This window comes from Roseateles sp. 22389 (genome assembly GCF_052044995.1).
Taxonomy (GTDB): domain Bacteria; phylum Pseudomonadota; class Gammaproteobacteria; order Burkholderiales; family Burkholderiaceae_C; genus Roseateles.
In genome coordinates, this window is record NZ_JBQEOF010000005.1 from 245,383 (window position 1) to 258,566 (window position 13,184).

The 13,184-nt window shown below is 70.3% G+C and carries 13 protein-coding genes; 4 read left to right on the plus strand and 9 right to left on the minus strand.

Annotation, left to right across the window (positions count from 1 at the left end; all coding sequences use genetic code 11):
- Positions 1–38: 38 nt before the first annotated feature.
- Complete coding sequence (gene ilvB, locus ACTJKJ_RS09525; RefSeq protein WP_440820281.1) at positions 39–1,886, minus strand: biosynthetic-type acetolactate synthase large subunit; 1,848 nt, start codon at positions 1,884–1,886, stop codon at positions 39–41.
- Between the two features lie 89 nt (positions 1,887–1,975).
- On the opposite strand from ilvB, the gene ACTJKJ_RS09530 reads away from it, so the two are divergent.
- Positions 1,976–2,443, plus strand: a complete 468-nt coding sequence (locus ACTJKJ_RS09530) for an Lrp/AsnC family transcriptional regulator (protein WP_221211160.1) — start codon at positions 1,976–1,978, stop codon at positions 2,441–2,443.
- 72 nt (positions 2,444–2,515) lie between these two features.
- Here ACTJKJ_RS09530 and ACTJKJ_RS09535 read toward each other — a convergent pair whose 3' ends face one another.
- The gene (locus ACTJKJ_RS09535; protein ID WP_297380763.1) at positions 2,516–3,262 is read right to left on the minus strand and encodes a GntR family transcriptional regulator; all 747 of its coding nucleotides are present in this window, start codon (positions 3,260–3,262) and stop codon (positions 2,516–2,518) included.
- A gap of 332 nt (positions 3,263–3,594) precedes the next feature.
- Between ACTJKJ_RS09535 and ACTJKJ_RS09540 the strand changes: the two genes are divergently transcribed.
- Positions 3,595–3,945: an H-NS histone family protein gene (locus tag ACTJKJ_RS09540; protein ID WP_310732154.1), complete on the plus strand. Its 351-nt coding sequence runs from the start codon at positions 3,595–3,597 to the stop codon at positions 3,943–3,945.
- A 52-nt stretch (positions 3,946–3,997) separates the two neighbouring features.
- Here ACTJKJ_RS09540 and ACTJKJ_RS09545 read toward each other — a convergent pair whose 3' ends face one another.
- The 4 genes from ACTJKJ_RS09545 to ACTJKJ_RS09560 form a co-directional block, all read right to left on the minus strand.
- The gene (locus tag ACTJKJ_RS09545; RefSeq protein ID WP_440820282.1) at positions 3,998–6,121 is read right to left on the minus strand and encodes a M13 family metallopeptidase; all 2,124 of its coding nucleotides are present in this window, start codon (positions 6,119–6,121) and stop codon (positions 3,998–4,000) included.
- Between the two features lie 116 nt (positions 6,122–6,237).
- The gene (locus ACTJKJ_RS09550; RefSeq protein ID WP_440820283.1) at positions 6,238–8,385 is read right to left on the minus strand and encodes an esterase-like activity of phytase family protein; all 2,148 of its coding nucleotides are present in this window, start codon (positions 8,383–8,385) and stop codon (positions 6,238–6,240) included.
- A gap of 235 nt (positions 8,386–8,620) precedes the next feature.
- On the minus strand, positions 8,621–9,067 hold the full coding sequence (locus ACTJKJ_RS09555; RefSeq protein ID WP_183483664.1) for a BON domain-containing protein: 447 nt from the start codon (positions 9,065–9,067) through the stop codon (positions 8,621–8,623).
- Between the two features lie 268 nt (positions 9,068–9,335).
- Entirely contained in the window at positions 9,336–10,790 is a 1,455-nt protein-coding gene (locus ACTJKJ_RS09560) for a CHASE3 domain-containing protein (protein WP_297380749.1), read from the minus strand.
- Between the two features lie 47 nt (positions 10,791–10,837).
- On the opposite strand from ACTJKJ_RS09560, the gene ACTJKJ_RS09565 reads away from it, so the two are divergent.
- Complete coding sequence (locus tag ACTJKJ_RS09565; RefSeq protein ID WP_091729829.1) at positions 10,838–11,470, plus strand: response regulator; 633 nt, start codon at positions 10,838–10,840, stop codon at positions 11,468–11,470.
- On the opposite strand, the gene ACTJKJ_RS09570 is transcribed toward ACTJKJ_RS09565, so the two are convergent.
- The 3 genes from ACTJKJ_RS09570 to ACTJKJ_RS09580 form a co-directional block, all read right to left on the minus strand.
- A complete protein-coding gene (locus ACTJKJ_RS09570; RefSeq protein WP_297380744.1) occupies positions 11,448–11,879 on the minus strand; it encodes a response regulator transcription factor in 432 nt (143 codons plus the stop codon). The genes ACTJKJ_RS09565 and ACTJKJ_RS09570 overlap by 23 nt on opposite strands.
- A 152-nt stretch (positions 11,880–12,031) precedes the next feature.
- Positions 12,032–12,349 carry a BON domain-containing protein gene (locus ACTJKJ_RS09575; protein ID WP_091729824.1) on the minus strand — a complete coding sequence of 106 codons (318 nt, stop codon included), beginning with the start codon at positions 12,347–12,349 and terminating at the stop codon, positions 12,032–12,034.
- A gap of 34 nt (positions 12,350–12,383) precedes the next feature.
- Positions 12,384–12,578 carry a hypothetical protein gene (locus tag ACTJKJ_RS09580; RefSeq protein ID WP_091729820.1) on the minus strand — a complete coding sequence of 65 codons (195 nt, stop codon included), beginning with the start codon at positions 12,576–12,578 and terminating at the stop codon, positions 12,384–12,386.
- A 245-nt stretch (positions 12,579–12,823) separates the two neighbouring features.
- Here ACTJKJ_RS09580 and ACTJKJ_RS09585 point away from each other — a divergent pair, with 245 nt between their 5' ends.
- Positions 12,824–13,108: a hypothetical protein gene (locus ACTJKJ_RS09585; protein ID WP_091729815.1), complete on the plus strand. Its 285-nt coding sequence runs from the start codon at positions 12,824–12,826 to the stop codon at positions 13,106–13,108.
- The last annotated feature ends 76 nt before the right edge of the window (positions 13,109–13,184 follow it).

Consider the following 13,184-nt stretch of genomic DNA (forward strand, 5'->3'; position numbering starts at 1 on the left):
GCGCCTCCGTGCCGCGGCGGTTGGGCCGGACGTCGTCTTCACCGCGCCAGCATCACCTCGTGATGCCCCTTCCCCGCCGGAATCATCGGGAAGCAGTTCTCCACCGGCGCGACGGCCACGTCGAGGAAATACGGGCCGTCGCTCGCCAGGCACCCGGCCAGCGCCGCATCGAGCGCATCCCGCCGCGTGACCCGCGCCGCCTCCCAGCCGAAGCCTTTTGCCACCGCGACGAAGTCCGGCATGCAGGCGTTGTAGCTGTGGCTGTAGCGCTCGCCGTGATGCAGCTCCTGCCACTGCCGCACCATGCCCATGTGGCCGTTGTTGCACAGCACGACCTTGACCCCCGCGCGATGCTGCCGCGCCGTGGCCATCTCCTGCAGGTTCATCAGGATCGACGCATCACCGCTGACGCACACGACCAGCCGCCCGGGATGCGCCACCTGCGCGCCGATCGCCGCCGGCAGGCCGTAGCCCATCGTACCGGCGCCGCCCGAGGTGAGCCAGCGCCGCGGGCGCTCGAAGGCCAGGTGCTGCGCCGCCCACATCTGATGCTGGCCGACGTCCGTCGACACGATCGCGTCCCGGCCGGCGAGCTGTGCCTGCAGCCGCGCTATCAGCGCCTGCGGCGCGATGACCTCCGGCGTGTCCTCGAAGGCCAGCGATCGGCGCGAGCGCCAGTCCTGGATCCGCGCCCACCAGTCGGCCAAGCGCTCCGGCGGCATCGGGCGTCGCTCCAGCGCGCGGCGCAGGCGCGGCAGCAGCGTTCGCGCGTCCCCGCACAGGGCGAGGTCGGCGCGCCGGACCTTGTCGATGGACGCGGGGTCGATGTCGAGGTGGATCACGCGCGCGCCGGGCGCGAAGGCATCGAGCCGGCCGGTCACCCGATCGTCGAAGCGCGCGCCGGCGCAGACGATGAGGTCGGCGTGATGCATCGCCAGGTTGGCCTCCAGCGTCCCGTGCATGCCCAGCATGCCCAGCCAGTGCGGCGACGACGCCGGCACCGCGCCCAGCCCCATCAGCGTCAGCGTGCAGGGCGCGCCGGCCAGCGCCACCGCGGCCGCGAACGCGGCGCAGGCCTCGTCGCCAGCGTTGACCAAGCCGCCACCGCCGTAGAACACCGGCCGGCGCGCGGTGGCGATCCAGTCTGCGGCCGTTTCCACCGCACGCACGTCGACGATGGGCGAGACGGGCAGCGCCAGCGGCCGCTCGTGTGCGGTCCGCGCGGTGGGCCTGGCATCAAGCCACTCATCGGGCCGCACCGGCGCGAGCTGCACATCCTTCGGCACGTCCAGCAGCACCGGGCCCGGACGGCCACCCCGCGCGATCTCGACGGCCTTGCGCACCAGCGCCGCGACGTCGCCACCGGGCCGCAACTGCGCATTCCACTTGGTCACCGGCCGCGAGATGCCCAGCGCATCGCACTCCTGGAAGGCGTCGGTGCCGATCGCCGCGCTGTTCACCTGGCCGCTGATGCACAGCACCGGCACCGAGTCGCACAGCGCGTCCAGCAGGCCCGTCGTCGTGTTGCTCATGCCGGGGCCCGAGGTCACCAGCACGACGCCCAGCCGGCCGGTGCTGCGCGCATACCCCTCGGCCGCATGCACGGCCGCCTGTTCATGGCGGACCAGGATGTGGCGCAGGCGCGGCTCGCCGTGCAGCGCGTCGTACAGCGGCAGCACCGCGCCGCCGGGATAACCGAACACGGTGTCCACGCCGCGGGCCACCAGCGTGTCCAGCAGCGTCTGGGCGCCGTTGCGCGGTGGCACGTTCCCGAGCGGGGCGACAGGGCCGGCGCTGGCCGGCGATGAAGGGGAGGAGGGAGAACAAGGCGCGTCGATGACCGCGCCATGGGCGCTGACCTGGGCGCCGTCGAACCTGGCATTCATGCGTTCAGTGTCCCGGCACTGGCCCGGAAAGGGTTGCCGTTCTTGCCTCATAGAATCCGCCGCACAGCAAATCTTCCTTTTGAAGCGCGATGGATCAGCAAATCAAGCTCGACAAGTTCGACCGCGCCATCCTGCGTGCGCTGCAGCGCAACGCGCGCGCCAGCCTGCAGGAGGTCAGCGAGGAGGTCGGCCTGACCACCTCGCCCTGCTGGACGCGCATCAAGCGGCTGGAGGAATCCGGCGTGATCGAGGGCTACACCGTCAAGGTGAACGCCGAGAAGATCGGGCGGCCCGAGCAGCTGATCGTGCAGCTCACCCTGAACAAGCACACCGACGCGGCGATGGCGGAATTCGCCCGCCACCTCGAGGCCATCCCCGAGGTCATCGATGCCTACCTGGTCTCCGGCGATTACGACTACGTGCTGCGCCTGTCCGTGCGCGACACCCGCGACTACGAACGCCTGCTGCGCGAGAAGCTCTACAAGATCCCCGGCGTGCGCCACAGCAAGTCCAGCTTCGTGCTGCGCTGCCTGAAGGCGAGCTCCCTGCCCCTGTGAACGGCGCCCCATGAACAACACCGCGCCGAATGGTGGGCTGCGGCGGTCAAGGCGACCTCCGATCGAGGCCGCTCAGTCGGCGTCCGGCGCCTCACTCGAGGTCGAACCCGGCGCGAACGACGCGCCCTCGACCCGCGCCGGCAGCTCGGGCAACCGCAGCAGACGCAGCATGTAGGTCCGCGCGGCCGCGACATGGCGGCGCATCGCCTCGCCCGCAGTGACCGGGTCGGCCTGCCGGATCGCCTCGACCATCGCCCGGTCCTGGACGGCCAGCACGTCCAGCTCCGACGCCCACAAGGCCATGCGCGAGCGCCGGACGGCCTCCAGCAGCCGCCCGCGCGAGGCCTGCATCCCCAGCGCCTGCGCATTGCCGCCCCAGCGCGCGAGTTCCTCCTGCAGCGTCTCATCGGCCGCCAGCAGCTCCCGCGCACGGCCATCTCGGGCGGCCTCCTCCACCGCGCGCACGAGCGCCTCGATCTGCGGCCCCTGCGCCGCCTCGCGGGCCTCGGGCCGCCCGCAGGCCTGGGCCAGCAGCATCGTGTGCAGCGCTTCGCGCACGTCGAAATACTCCTCGATGAAGCGCGCGTCCACCGCTCGCACCACCGCGCCCTTGTTCATCCGCATGTCCACCATGCCGTCCCCCTGCAACTGCAGCAGCGCCTCCCGCACCGGCACGTTGCTGACCTGGTAATGCGCGCTCAGCTCGTGCAGCGTCAGGTGCTGGCCCAGGCGCCAGCAGCCGTCCTCGATGTCGGCGCGGATCTGGTCGCGCAGGCGCAGGTAGGTCGGCGCATTGATCGGGTGTGTGGATCGAACCATCGCGGCACTCCGTCCAGCAATTGCGGTGAATGAACGATTCACTCTAAGGAGCGCGCTCCCTGTCCATTCCCGGCGAATCGCGTCGCCGCCCACGTTCTTGCCGAAGCGCAATGAACCGATGTCTCATCCCGGCATGGACTGCGCAATCGACATGTATGTCGTCCGGCGCCCTACTGGAATCAGTCGAGTCACCCCGTGTCAATGGGACAGGCTGTGTCGTTTCCGCATCGCTCGCGCGCAGGGCGCTACAGTCGCGCCCGGGAGGTCAGCGACATAGAGGCAGATGCCCAGGTCAATTCACCCCGAATGGAGTCAGCCGAATGGCGAAATCCTTGAAACAAGTCCTGAGTCAGATCGAGAAACTTCAGAAGGAAGCCGAGGCGCTGCGCGCGAAGGAAATCTCCGGCGTGGTCGCGCGGATCCGCGAGGCCATCGACCACTACGGCCTGACCCCCGAGGAACTGTTCGGCGCGACCCTGCAGCGTCCGCGCGCCGGCCGCAAGGCCGCCGCGAAACCCGCCCGCGCGGCCACCACCGCCAAGCGCAAGGCGCCGCGCGGCGCCGGCACGCCGAAGTACCACGATGGCGCTGGTCGCACCTGGACCGGCGTCGGCAAGCGTCCCACCTGGTTCAAGGACGCGCTGGCCGCCGGCAAGACGGCCGAGGACCTGCTGATCGGTTGACGTCAGCGGCCCGGGTCGGCGGGCCCTCGCGCCGCGAGGCCCGCCGGGCCCGTCACCAGATGCGGCAGCGTTCGGCGTCGGGCTTGACCATCTTCTGGCCCGGCTTGCAGTGGAAGGCCCGCTCGAACTCCGGCATGTTCACCGCGACCCCGTTGATCCGGTAGCGCCCCGGCGAATGCGGGTCGGTCAGCGCATGCACGCGCGCGTACTCCGGCCGCGCGTGGCTGCAGTCCCACTGCGCGAAGCCGACGAAGAAGCGCTGCTCCGGCGTCAGGCCGTCGCGGTCCGCCGGCGGCGGCGACATGTCCGCGATCTGCGCCTTCCAGGCCGCATGCGCCAGCACCAGGCCGCCCAGGTCGGCCAGGTCCTCGCCCAGCGTCAGCTTGCTGTTGATGCGGATGTCGTCGACGACCACGTACTGCGCGTATTGCCTGGTCACGCAGGCGGCGCGCTGCTCGAAGGCCTTGCCGTCCTTCTTCGTCCACCAGTCGCGCAGGTTGCCCTTGGCATCGAACTGCCGGCCCTCGTCGTCGAAGCCGTGGATCAGCTCATGGCCGATCGTCCCGCCGGTGTTGCCGTAATTCGGCGCGTCATCCAGCTTGGGATCGAACAGCGGCGGCTGCAGCACGCCGGCCGGGAAGTTGATGTCGTTCATCTGCGCGTCGTAATACGCGTTGACCGTCTGCGGCGTCATGCCCCATTCGCCGCGGTCCAGCGGCTTGCCGATCTTGGCCAGCTGGCGCTTGAGCTCGAAGGCATTGCCCCGCATCACATTGCCGGCGAAATCGTCGCGCGCGACGCTCAGCGCGCCGTAATCGCGCCAGCGGTCCGGATAACCGACCTTGTTGACGATCGCATGCAGCTTCTCCTGGGCGCGCTGCTTCGTGGTCTCGCTCATCCAGCTCAGCGACCGGATGCGCGCGGCCATCGCGTCCTCGATCTGCTTCGTCATCGTCAGCGTCTTGTCCTTCAGGTCGGGACTGAAGTTGCGGGCGACGAACTCCTGGCCCAGCGCCTCGCCGAGCTGCGCGTCGACCAGCTCGACGCAGCGCTTCCAGCGCGCCTTGTTCTGCGGCACGCCCTGCAGCGTCTGGCCGAAGAACTCGAAGTTGGCCTGCACCGCGGCGCCGGAGAGCGTCGGCGCCTGGCTGCTGACCAGCTGCCAGCGCAGGTAATGGCGCCACTGCGCCAGGTCGCGCTGGCGCAGTTCCCTGGCCATCGCCTTGAAGAAGGCCGGCTCGGTCACGTTGTAGGCCGCCTGCGGGTCCAGGCCCAGCGCGCGCTGGTAGGCCGCCCAGTCGAAGCCGGGCGTGAGCGCCTGCAGCCCGGCCGCCTTCATCGGATGGAAGCCCTTGTAGGGATCGCGCTTGTCGACGCGGCTCAGCGAGGCGCGCGCCAGCGCGGTCTCCAGGGCCATCACCTGCCGTGCCTGCGTGCGCGCCGCCTCCGGCGCGTCGCCGAGCAGCTCGAAACTGCGCGCGACATGCGCGACGAACTGGTCCCGCAGGGTGCGGGATTTCTCGTCGGCCTTGAAGTAGTACTCGCGGTCCGGGAGGCTCAGCCCACCGGCGTAGGCGAAGGCGATGACCCGCGTCGAGTCGGCCATGTCCTGGCCTGAGCTGAAGTGGAACAGCACGCGCTCGTTGTTGGTCGCCAGGTGCAGCGCGGCCAGCAGGGCCGGCAGATCGCGGCGGTCCTTCAGCGCGTCGATGCGCGACAGCAGCGGCCGCAGCGGCGCCAGCGCGTGGCGCTCGGCCGCCGCTTCGTCCATGCAGGCGGCGAAGTAGTCGCCCATGCGCGCCTGGTTGGCGCTGCGTGCCGGATCGGCGGCCGAGAGCTTGTCCAGGATGCCCCAGAGGTAGCGCTGGTTCTCGTTGGCCATCTTGGCGTAGACCGACCAGCGCGCCTGGTCCGGCGGGATCGGGTTGGCCGCCATCCAGCCGCCGCAGGCGTACTGGTAGAGGTCGTCGCAGGGATCGGCGTTGCGATCCATCGCCGCGGTGTCCAGGCTCGGCGTGTAGGGCAGCTGGTCGAGCGGCGCTTCGGGCGCGGCGGCGGGCGCGGATGCGGCCGCGCCGGGCGCGGGCGTCGCGGCCTGGGCGAAGGGGGCGGCGCCAAGGGAAACGGCCGCGACAAGCGCGGCCGCCGTGGTGCGGGCGAGGGGGTGACGGGTCATGCGCGACAGCCTGGAGTTCTTGCTGGCGGGCATTCTCCGTCAGCGTCCCGCGGCCGCCGAGGTGCCGGAGGACACCTCGGGTAGACCCGACCGCGAAGGGCCGGGCCGCCGGCCGGTCAGGGCGCCACGTAGCTGCTCAGCGCCTTCGGGAACTTGAACAGCCACAGGTGGGTGAGGCGGTCGACCTCGTTGCCGCGGGTCACGCGCGCGGTGGTCGCGCCGGCCGCGCAGCTGCCGTCCTGGACGATCACGCCGTTGGCGTCGACGCTGCACTCGGTCGGATCGCCGGCCAGCGGCTTGCCCTTGGCGTCCACCAGCGTCGACATCAGGCCGAAGTCGTTGTCGTTGATCAGCGCCAGCGTGTTGCCGTCGACGACCGCCAGGCCCTCGGCCTTCTCGGCCTTCCAGCCGGCGGCGTTCAGGTCCAGCAGCACCGTCTTCTTCAGCTTCACGACCTGGGCCCAGGTCACCGCCGAGGCGGTCACGCCATCGATGCTGTTGCGCTCGAGCTCGGTCCCGATGGCGGCGATGTCGGTCGCCGCGGCCGGCAGCTCCACCAGCATCAGGAAGTTGCGCACCGCGCCGGTCGAGTCGGCGCCCTGCTCGATGACGATGAACCTGCCGTTGCCCAGCGAGACCAGGTCGCCGAGCTTGGCGCTGCCGGTGCGGTTGCGGTCCCACTTCTCGCCCTTGGCGGCGAGCGGGTAGCTGAGCGGATAGGCGTAGAGCCGCGAGGTCTCGGTCTTGGGATCGAACTCGATCCAGCGCGCGAACTGGGCGAAGTCGCGCACCTTGACCTTGTCGGTGGTCTTGCCGTCCTGGTCCAGGTCGGCACTGTCGACGACCTCGAGGCTCTTGCCGGCGGCGTCCACCGGATCGATCGGGCTCTGCAGGAAGCCATGCAGCCGGCCGGTGGCCGCGTCCATCGTCAGGCCTTCCATGCCACGGTTGGGGCGGCGATGCTTCAGCACCTCGGGCAGGCTGCCGGCGGTCGTGCCGGGCGCGTAGCGCTTGACGACCTGGAAGCTGGCCGCGTCGATCTTCACGATGAAGGGGCCGTACTCGTCCGAAGTCCAGAACACCTTGTTGGCAGCGTCGTGGACCAGCGTCTCGCTGTCCAGGCCGTTCGCGTCGAAGTTGCCCTTGGTCTGGTCGAACTTCAGGGTGTCGGCCAGCGGCACCTCGGCGCTGTTGCCGACGGCGCCGAAGGGCAGCGGGCGGCCAGTGACCTTCGAGCCATCCGGGTTCTTCAGCGGATTCAGGCTGGCGATGACGGCGCCGTCCTTGCCCAGCGTGATCACGCCGATCGACGGCGCGAAGCTCGGCGCGGGGAACATCTTGGTCGTCGCGACCGCGCCGGTGTCCGGGCGCGGCGCACTCGGGCTGTCGCCGTTGGGGCCGCGGTCGGTGATGCCCCAGAACTCCAGCGCGCCATCCGCGTTCTTGCCCTTGTAGGCCAGGCCCGAGCCGACCGCCGGATAGAAGCCCTTGGGGAAGTCCTTCTTCGCGTCGGCGTTGCTGCCCTCGTAGGGCACGTACTGGTTGTCGGCGGCGCGGATCTGGAACTTGGTGATCGCGACGGCGCCGCCGGCGCTGTCCTGGGTGGCGCTGCTGGTCTCGGTCTTGCCGAGCAGCGTGGCCATCGTCGATTCGTAGTGGTCGACCGCGGCGGCGCGGCGGCTGGCGCTCATCGCGCGGCCGGCGTAGGGCTGGCCGTAGACGTCGTTCTGCCCGGCCGGCAGCAGCGCGGCGAAGGCCTTGTCGAAGTCGGCCGCGGCCAGGGTGAAGTCCAGCGCCTGGGTCAGCGCGTCGTGCACTGCGGCCGTGATGCGGATGCCGTTGGTGGGATCGTCGTCCTCGTCCAGCGCCTGCAGAAAGACGAGGCGGTTCTGCAGCTTGACGTCGCCCAGCGCGCTGGTGCCGGCGAGGTCCGCCGCGGCGACGGTCGCCGCGCAGGCGGCGCTGCCCACCACGACGCCGCCGACGCTGAAGCTCACCGTGTCGCCCGCCTTGCAGGTGAAGACGCCGTTCGCGCCGGTCTTGCCGGAGATCGCCGACGGCGTGGCCTGGTAGCTGACGCCCTCCACCGGCGCATCGACGAGCCGGCCCTGCGTCGGCTGGACGACGGCCGGGATGTCGTAGCCGTCGTTGTCCTTGGTGTTGCAGGCGCTCAGCGCCGCGATCGCGGCCAGGCTCATCAGGGTCCGGCCCAGCCGGCTCGGGCGGCACAGGCGGGGAACGGAACGGACGGTCGTCTTCTTCATGTCGATCTTTCGTGGCTCGAGGACGCCGCGGCCCGGTCTCCCTCGACGGGCCGGGTGGCGACAGGGCGGCACGCTAGGCAGCGCGGATGACAACCCCGTGAAGCGCGTTAACGAATCGTCACGAATACGACAGGAAACCGGGAATACCCCGGGCGAAGGCCGACAGCAGAAAGCCCCGGCACCGCGTCGGGCGACGCGGGCCGGGGCCCCGGTCAGACGGCTGCAGAGGAGGAGATCAGCCGTTGACCTTGATGCGGTTGTTGACCGACTGGACGCCCTTGGCGGCCAGGGCCATCGAGCCGGCGCGGTCGCGCGCGGCCAGGTCGGGCGCGGTGCCGTCCAGGGTCACGTGGCCCTTCTCGGTCTCGACCTTCACGTCGAGCGCGCTGAGCTTGGGGTCGCCCGCCAGCGCGGTCTTGATGGACGTGGTGATCTGGGCGTCGTCGACGGCGGCGCCGACCTTGTCGGCGGTCCGGTCCATCTTGTTGCCCATGTTGTCCATGGCCTGACGGGTGTCCTGCTTCGCTTCCTCGGACTTCTGCTCCATCTTGGAGATGCCGTCGTCCAGGCGCTGGCCGGCGGTGCGACCGTCGTCCTCACGACCGCAGGCGGTCAGGGCGACGGCGGCCACCACGGCGGGCAGCAGCAGGGCGAGTTGGCTGGGGCGGGAAGAGTGCTTCATGGCGAGGCTCCTTTCGGGGATATCGCGGTGTCGCGGAAATTCCGCGGAGGGCCGCGGATCCATGACCTCACTCTAGGCAGGCGCCCGGCGCCACCGGGTCGGCGGCGACCGGAAGCGGTGGTCGCCGAGCGTCCCGGGCGCTCGTAGGAGCCCGCCTACAGCCCCCGCCCGCCACGCCCCTCAAGAAAACTCCCTCTACCCGCTTGCGGGGAGAGGGCAGGGGTGAGGGGACGTCCAAGTACGACAGTGGTGCCGGCCCCATGGCCGCCTACAGCCCGCCGCCCGCAGGCGAGGCGCCGCCCTCCGCGGGCATCCCCGCCATCCCAGGAATCGGAAAGTCGATGCGCGGAATCTCCGGCTCGTCGCGCTTGAGCGGCAGCCAGGCGCAGACCTCGGTGCCCTGCCCCGGCGCGCTGCGCAGGCGCAGCTGGCCGCGCTCGGCCTCGACGCGGAAACGCATGCCCAGCAGCCCGTGCGAGCCCAGCGTGAGCCGGTCCGGCTCGAAGCCCTGGCCGTTGTCGGAAACCACGACCATGGCCTGCGCGTATTCGCGCTTGAGCGTCACCTCGACCTCGGTGGCCCGGGCGTACTTGGCGGTGTTGGTCAGCGCCTCCTGCACCAGCCGGAAGGCCGTCAGCTGCGCGCTGGGCGGCAGCTCGACCGCGGGATCCAGGCTCATGCGGATCGGCACGCCGAGCCGCTCGGACGTCTCGCGGCACAGGATCTCCAGCGCCGGCACCAGGCCGAGCTGGTCCAGCGTCGACGGCCGCAGGTCCTCGATGATGCGGCGCTTGAGCGCGATGCCGCTGTTGAGCGTCTCCGTCAGGTGGTTGAGCCGCTGCATCAGGTCGGGTGCCCCGGCCTGCAGCTTGGGCCGCAGCCGCGCGACGTCGAGCTTGGCCGCGGTCAGCAGCGCGCCGAGCTCGTCATGCAGGTCGCGGGCGAGGCGGGCGCGCTCGTCCTCGCGCGCGGTCTGCAGGTGGCGGGCCAGCTGGGTGAGCTCGGCGGTGCGGCGCGCCACCTCGACCTCCAGCCGGTCGCGCTCGGCGCGCACTTCCTGCGCCTGCTCGGCGCGCTGGTCGTCGAGCGCGCGGCTCTTGCGCACGAACAGCACGAACACGATCAGGCTCAGCAGCGTCATGCCGGCCACGCCGATGCGGCTGAGCATCAGCGTGTCGTAGACCTGGCCGGTGCCCAGCGCGATGCGGCGGTTCTCGTCGGCCAGCAGCTCGGCCGAGCGACGGCGGATCTGCTCCATCTGGTCGCGGCCGATGTCGGTCATCATGAGCTCCCGGCCGGCCGCCTCGCGCCCGCCCTCGTAGAGCTTGAGCACCTCCTGCAGCTCGCTGAGCTTGGCGCCGACGGCGCTGGCGATCTCCTTGCTGCGGCGCTCGGCATCCTCGGCGCCGACCTGCGCGTACATCCGCTGCAGCGCGCTGAGCCCCTGCGAGGCGTCCTCCGCGGCGAAGCGGTAGGGGTCCAGGTATTCCGGCCGGCGGGTGATCAGGTATCCCCGTTGCCCTGACTCGGCGTCTGTCACGCGGGCCATCAGCCGGAGCAGTTCCATCCGGGCCCGGCCCAGCGTGTCCAGGCGGTCCATCTGCGACACGGCGCCGAAGTAGGCCAGCTCGCTGATCAGGATCATCAACAGGGCCACGAACACGCCCAGCGGCATCGCCCAGGTCTTGCGACCCAGGTTCGTGACGGTGTCCTTCAGGCTCATCCTCTACACTCCCCGAGCGATTTCGCTCGCTTGACCATCGCCTCACCATGATCCGAATCGCCATCGTCGACGACCACGCGATTGTCCGCGCCGGGCTGCGGCAATTCCTCTCCGAACAGGTCGACCTGCGCGTCACCGGCGAAGCCAGTTCCGGCCGCGAGGCCCTGGACCTGGCCCGCGCCGGCGAAGTCGACGTGATGCTGATGGACCTCTCGCTGCCCGACCAGAGCGGCGTCGAGACCCTGGCCGCCATCAAGGCCCGCAAGCCCGAGCTGCCGGTGCTGATCCTCAGCGGCTTCCCCGAGACCCACTACGCGACCACGCTGCTGCGCCAGGGCGCCAGCGGCTACCTGAACAAGGAATGCGACCCCGAGGAGATCGCCACCGCGATCCGCACCGTGTTCCGCGGTCGCAAGTACATCACGCCGGCCGTGGCCGAGCTGCTGGCCGAGGGCCTGGGCGCGCCGGCCGACCAGGCGCCGCACGAGTCCCTGTCCGAGCGCGAGCTGCAGGTCTTCCTGCGCCTGGCCCGCGGCGAGACCGTCGGCCACATCGCCGACGGCATGTCGCTGAGCGTGAAGACGGTCTCGACCTACCGCTCGCGCGTGCTGGAGAAGCTCGCGCTGAACACCAACAGCGAGCTGACGTATTACGCCCTCAAGAACGGGCTGATCGAGTAGCCGCATCGCGATGGGCCGCATCGGCCAGGCCGCCGCAGTAGGCGAGCAGGTCCTCGAGCTCGGCTGACTTGTCGAACACCTTGTCGGCGCCCAGCGCGAAGCAGCGCTGGCGCATGTCCGGCGTCGCGTAGTTGCTCAGCACCACGCGACGCGCCTGCGGCATCCGCTCGCCGGCGGCGCGCAGCACGTTCAGCCCGGTGCCCTGGGCCAGGAAGATGTCGATGATCAGCAGGTCGCAGCCGGGATGGCTCTCCGACAGCCAGTCCAGCGCGCCGCGCTCGTCCTCCGCGTGACCGAGCACGCGCAGGTCCACCATCTCCTCGAGCGTCGCCACCAGGTTCTCCCGGATGACGGCGTTGTCCTCGACGAGGAAGCAGGTGAGGGCGGCGCTGGCGGGCTGGGACTCCATGGCGGGACTCGTGTACTTCTCGGAACCACAAGCGGGTGCGCGCGAACGGACGGNCACAGCGCCCGGGGCGGTCGGTCAGGCCGCCACCGGGCGCGTGTCGGTCGCGCGTCAGCGCGTCAGGCTGGGCCTCCGCGGCCCGATCGGTCACCCGATCAGTTGCGGATGGCGATCTCGTTCTTGACGCGCTTCACGCCCTTGACCTCGCGCGCCAGGCGCTCGGCATCGGCCTTCTCGGTGGCGCTCTTGGCGAAGCCCGACAGCATCACCTCGCCCTGCAGCGTCTCGACGTGGATGGAGCTGGCGTCCACGGTCTTGGCCTCGACGAACTTGGACTTCACCGCGGTGGTGACGGCGGCATCGTCGACGTACTCGCCGACCGAGGATTGGCCGCGGGTGACGGCGCAGCCCGGCAGCATCGTGATGGCGCCCACAGCGGTGGCCAGGGCGAGAACGGTGGCTCGAATCATCATGTTGATCTCCTTGGATTGATGACAGGGCTCGGACTCACGCGGCGTGGCGGTCTGTCGACACGACGGCAGGGGCCGGCTCGGCGAACGTCGCGGGGGCGTGGTCCATCAGGTAGGGCAGGGCCGCTTCCAGTCCCAGGACCGGTTCGTGGTCGCCGACGGCGGTCCACTGGACCTGGCAGGCGATCTCATGAACATGCAGGGCGAGGGAATGGTGGTCGGCGATACCCATCTGTCGGCTCCTTGTGCACTCCGCGGTGCGCTGGAATTGACTCTACGTATGCCGAACAGCCGGCCCTGTCGTCCGCATCCGCGATGTTTTGTAGGACAAGCGGAGATCGCCGGCGAATGGCGCACGCGCCGTTCGGATCGAAGGTAGCGAGGGCGATCACCGCCTGCGGGATGAGGCAATGTCCTACAGGGCGTCGCGGGCGACCCCGACACCCATGGGCATGCGGCCTGCCTACGATCGCGGCCATGGAAACGCTGGAAATTGTGAATGCCGAACTGCTGTTGTCGACCCCGCTGACGGTGGTCGTGCGGGCGCGGCTGGACTTCATTGAAGCCGACGGCCACGAGACGCAACGCGAACTGGCCCTGGTGATCCCGCGCAGCCGCTGCGACGGCGACCGCCCGCTATGGCCGGCGCTGATGTCCGCGGCCAGCGAGCACTGGCACCGCTGCCCCGGCAGCGCGCGCCGCCTGCAGGTCTGCATCGACGGCGAATGGGAGACGCTGCTGACCTCGCAGCTGGCCCACTGAGCCCGGGGTCGCACAGCGGTGCGGTGATGACGGGGCGTCGTCAGCCCGGACACGGATAATCCGCCGCTGGCCGATC

Coding starts and splice junctions, on each gene's coding strand:
- ilvB (WP_440820281.1), bottom strand. CDS start 1,886: ATGAATGCCAGGTTCGACGGCGCCCAGGTCAGCGCCCATGGCGCGGTC.
- ACTJKJ_RS09530 (WP_221211160.1), top strand. CDS start 1,976: ATGGATCAGCAAATCAAGCTCGACAAGTTCGACCGCGCCATCCTGCGT.
- ACTJKJ_RS09535 (WP_297380763.1), bottom strand. CDS start 3,262: ATGGTTCGATCCACACACCCGATCAATGCGCCGACCTACCTGCGCCTG.
- ACTJKJ_RS09545 (WP_440820282.1), bottom strand. CDS start 6,121: ATGACCCGTCACCCCCTCGCCCGCACCACGGCGGCCGCGCTTGTCGCG.
- ACTJKJ_RS09550 (WP_440820283.1), bottom strand. CDS start 8,385: ATGAAGAAGACGACCGTCCGTTCCGTTCCCCGCCTGTGCCGCCCGAGC.
- ACTJKJ_RS09555 (WP_183483664.1), bottom strand. CDS start 9,067: ATGAAGCACTCTTCCCGCCCCAGCCAACTCGCCCTGCTGCTGCCCGCC.
- ACTJKJ_RS09560 (WP_297380749.1), bottom strand. CDS start 10,790: ATGAGCCTGAAGGACACCGTCACGAACCTGGGTCGCAAGACCTGGGCG.
- ACTJKJ_RS09565 (WP_091729829.1), top strand. CDS start 10,838: ATGATCCGAATCGCCATCGTCGACGACCACGCGATTGTCCGCGCCGGG.
- ACTJKJ_RS09570 (WP_297380744.1), bottom strand. CDS start 11,879: ATGGAGTCCCAGCCCGCCAGCGCCGCCCTCACCTGCTTCCTCGTCGAG.
- ACTJKJ_RS09575 (WP_091729824.1), bottom strand. CDS start 12,349: ATGATGATTCGAGCCACCGTTCTCGCCCTGGCCACCGCTGTGGGCGCC.
- ACTJKJ_RS09580 (WP_091729820.1), bottom strand. CDS start 12,578: ATGGGTATCGCCGACCACCATTCCCTCGCCCTGCATGTTCATGAGATC.
- ACTJKJ_RS09585 (WP_091729815.1), top strand. CDS start 12,824: ATGGAAACGCTGGAAATTGTGAATGCCGAACTGCTGTTGTCGACCCCG.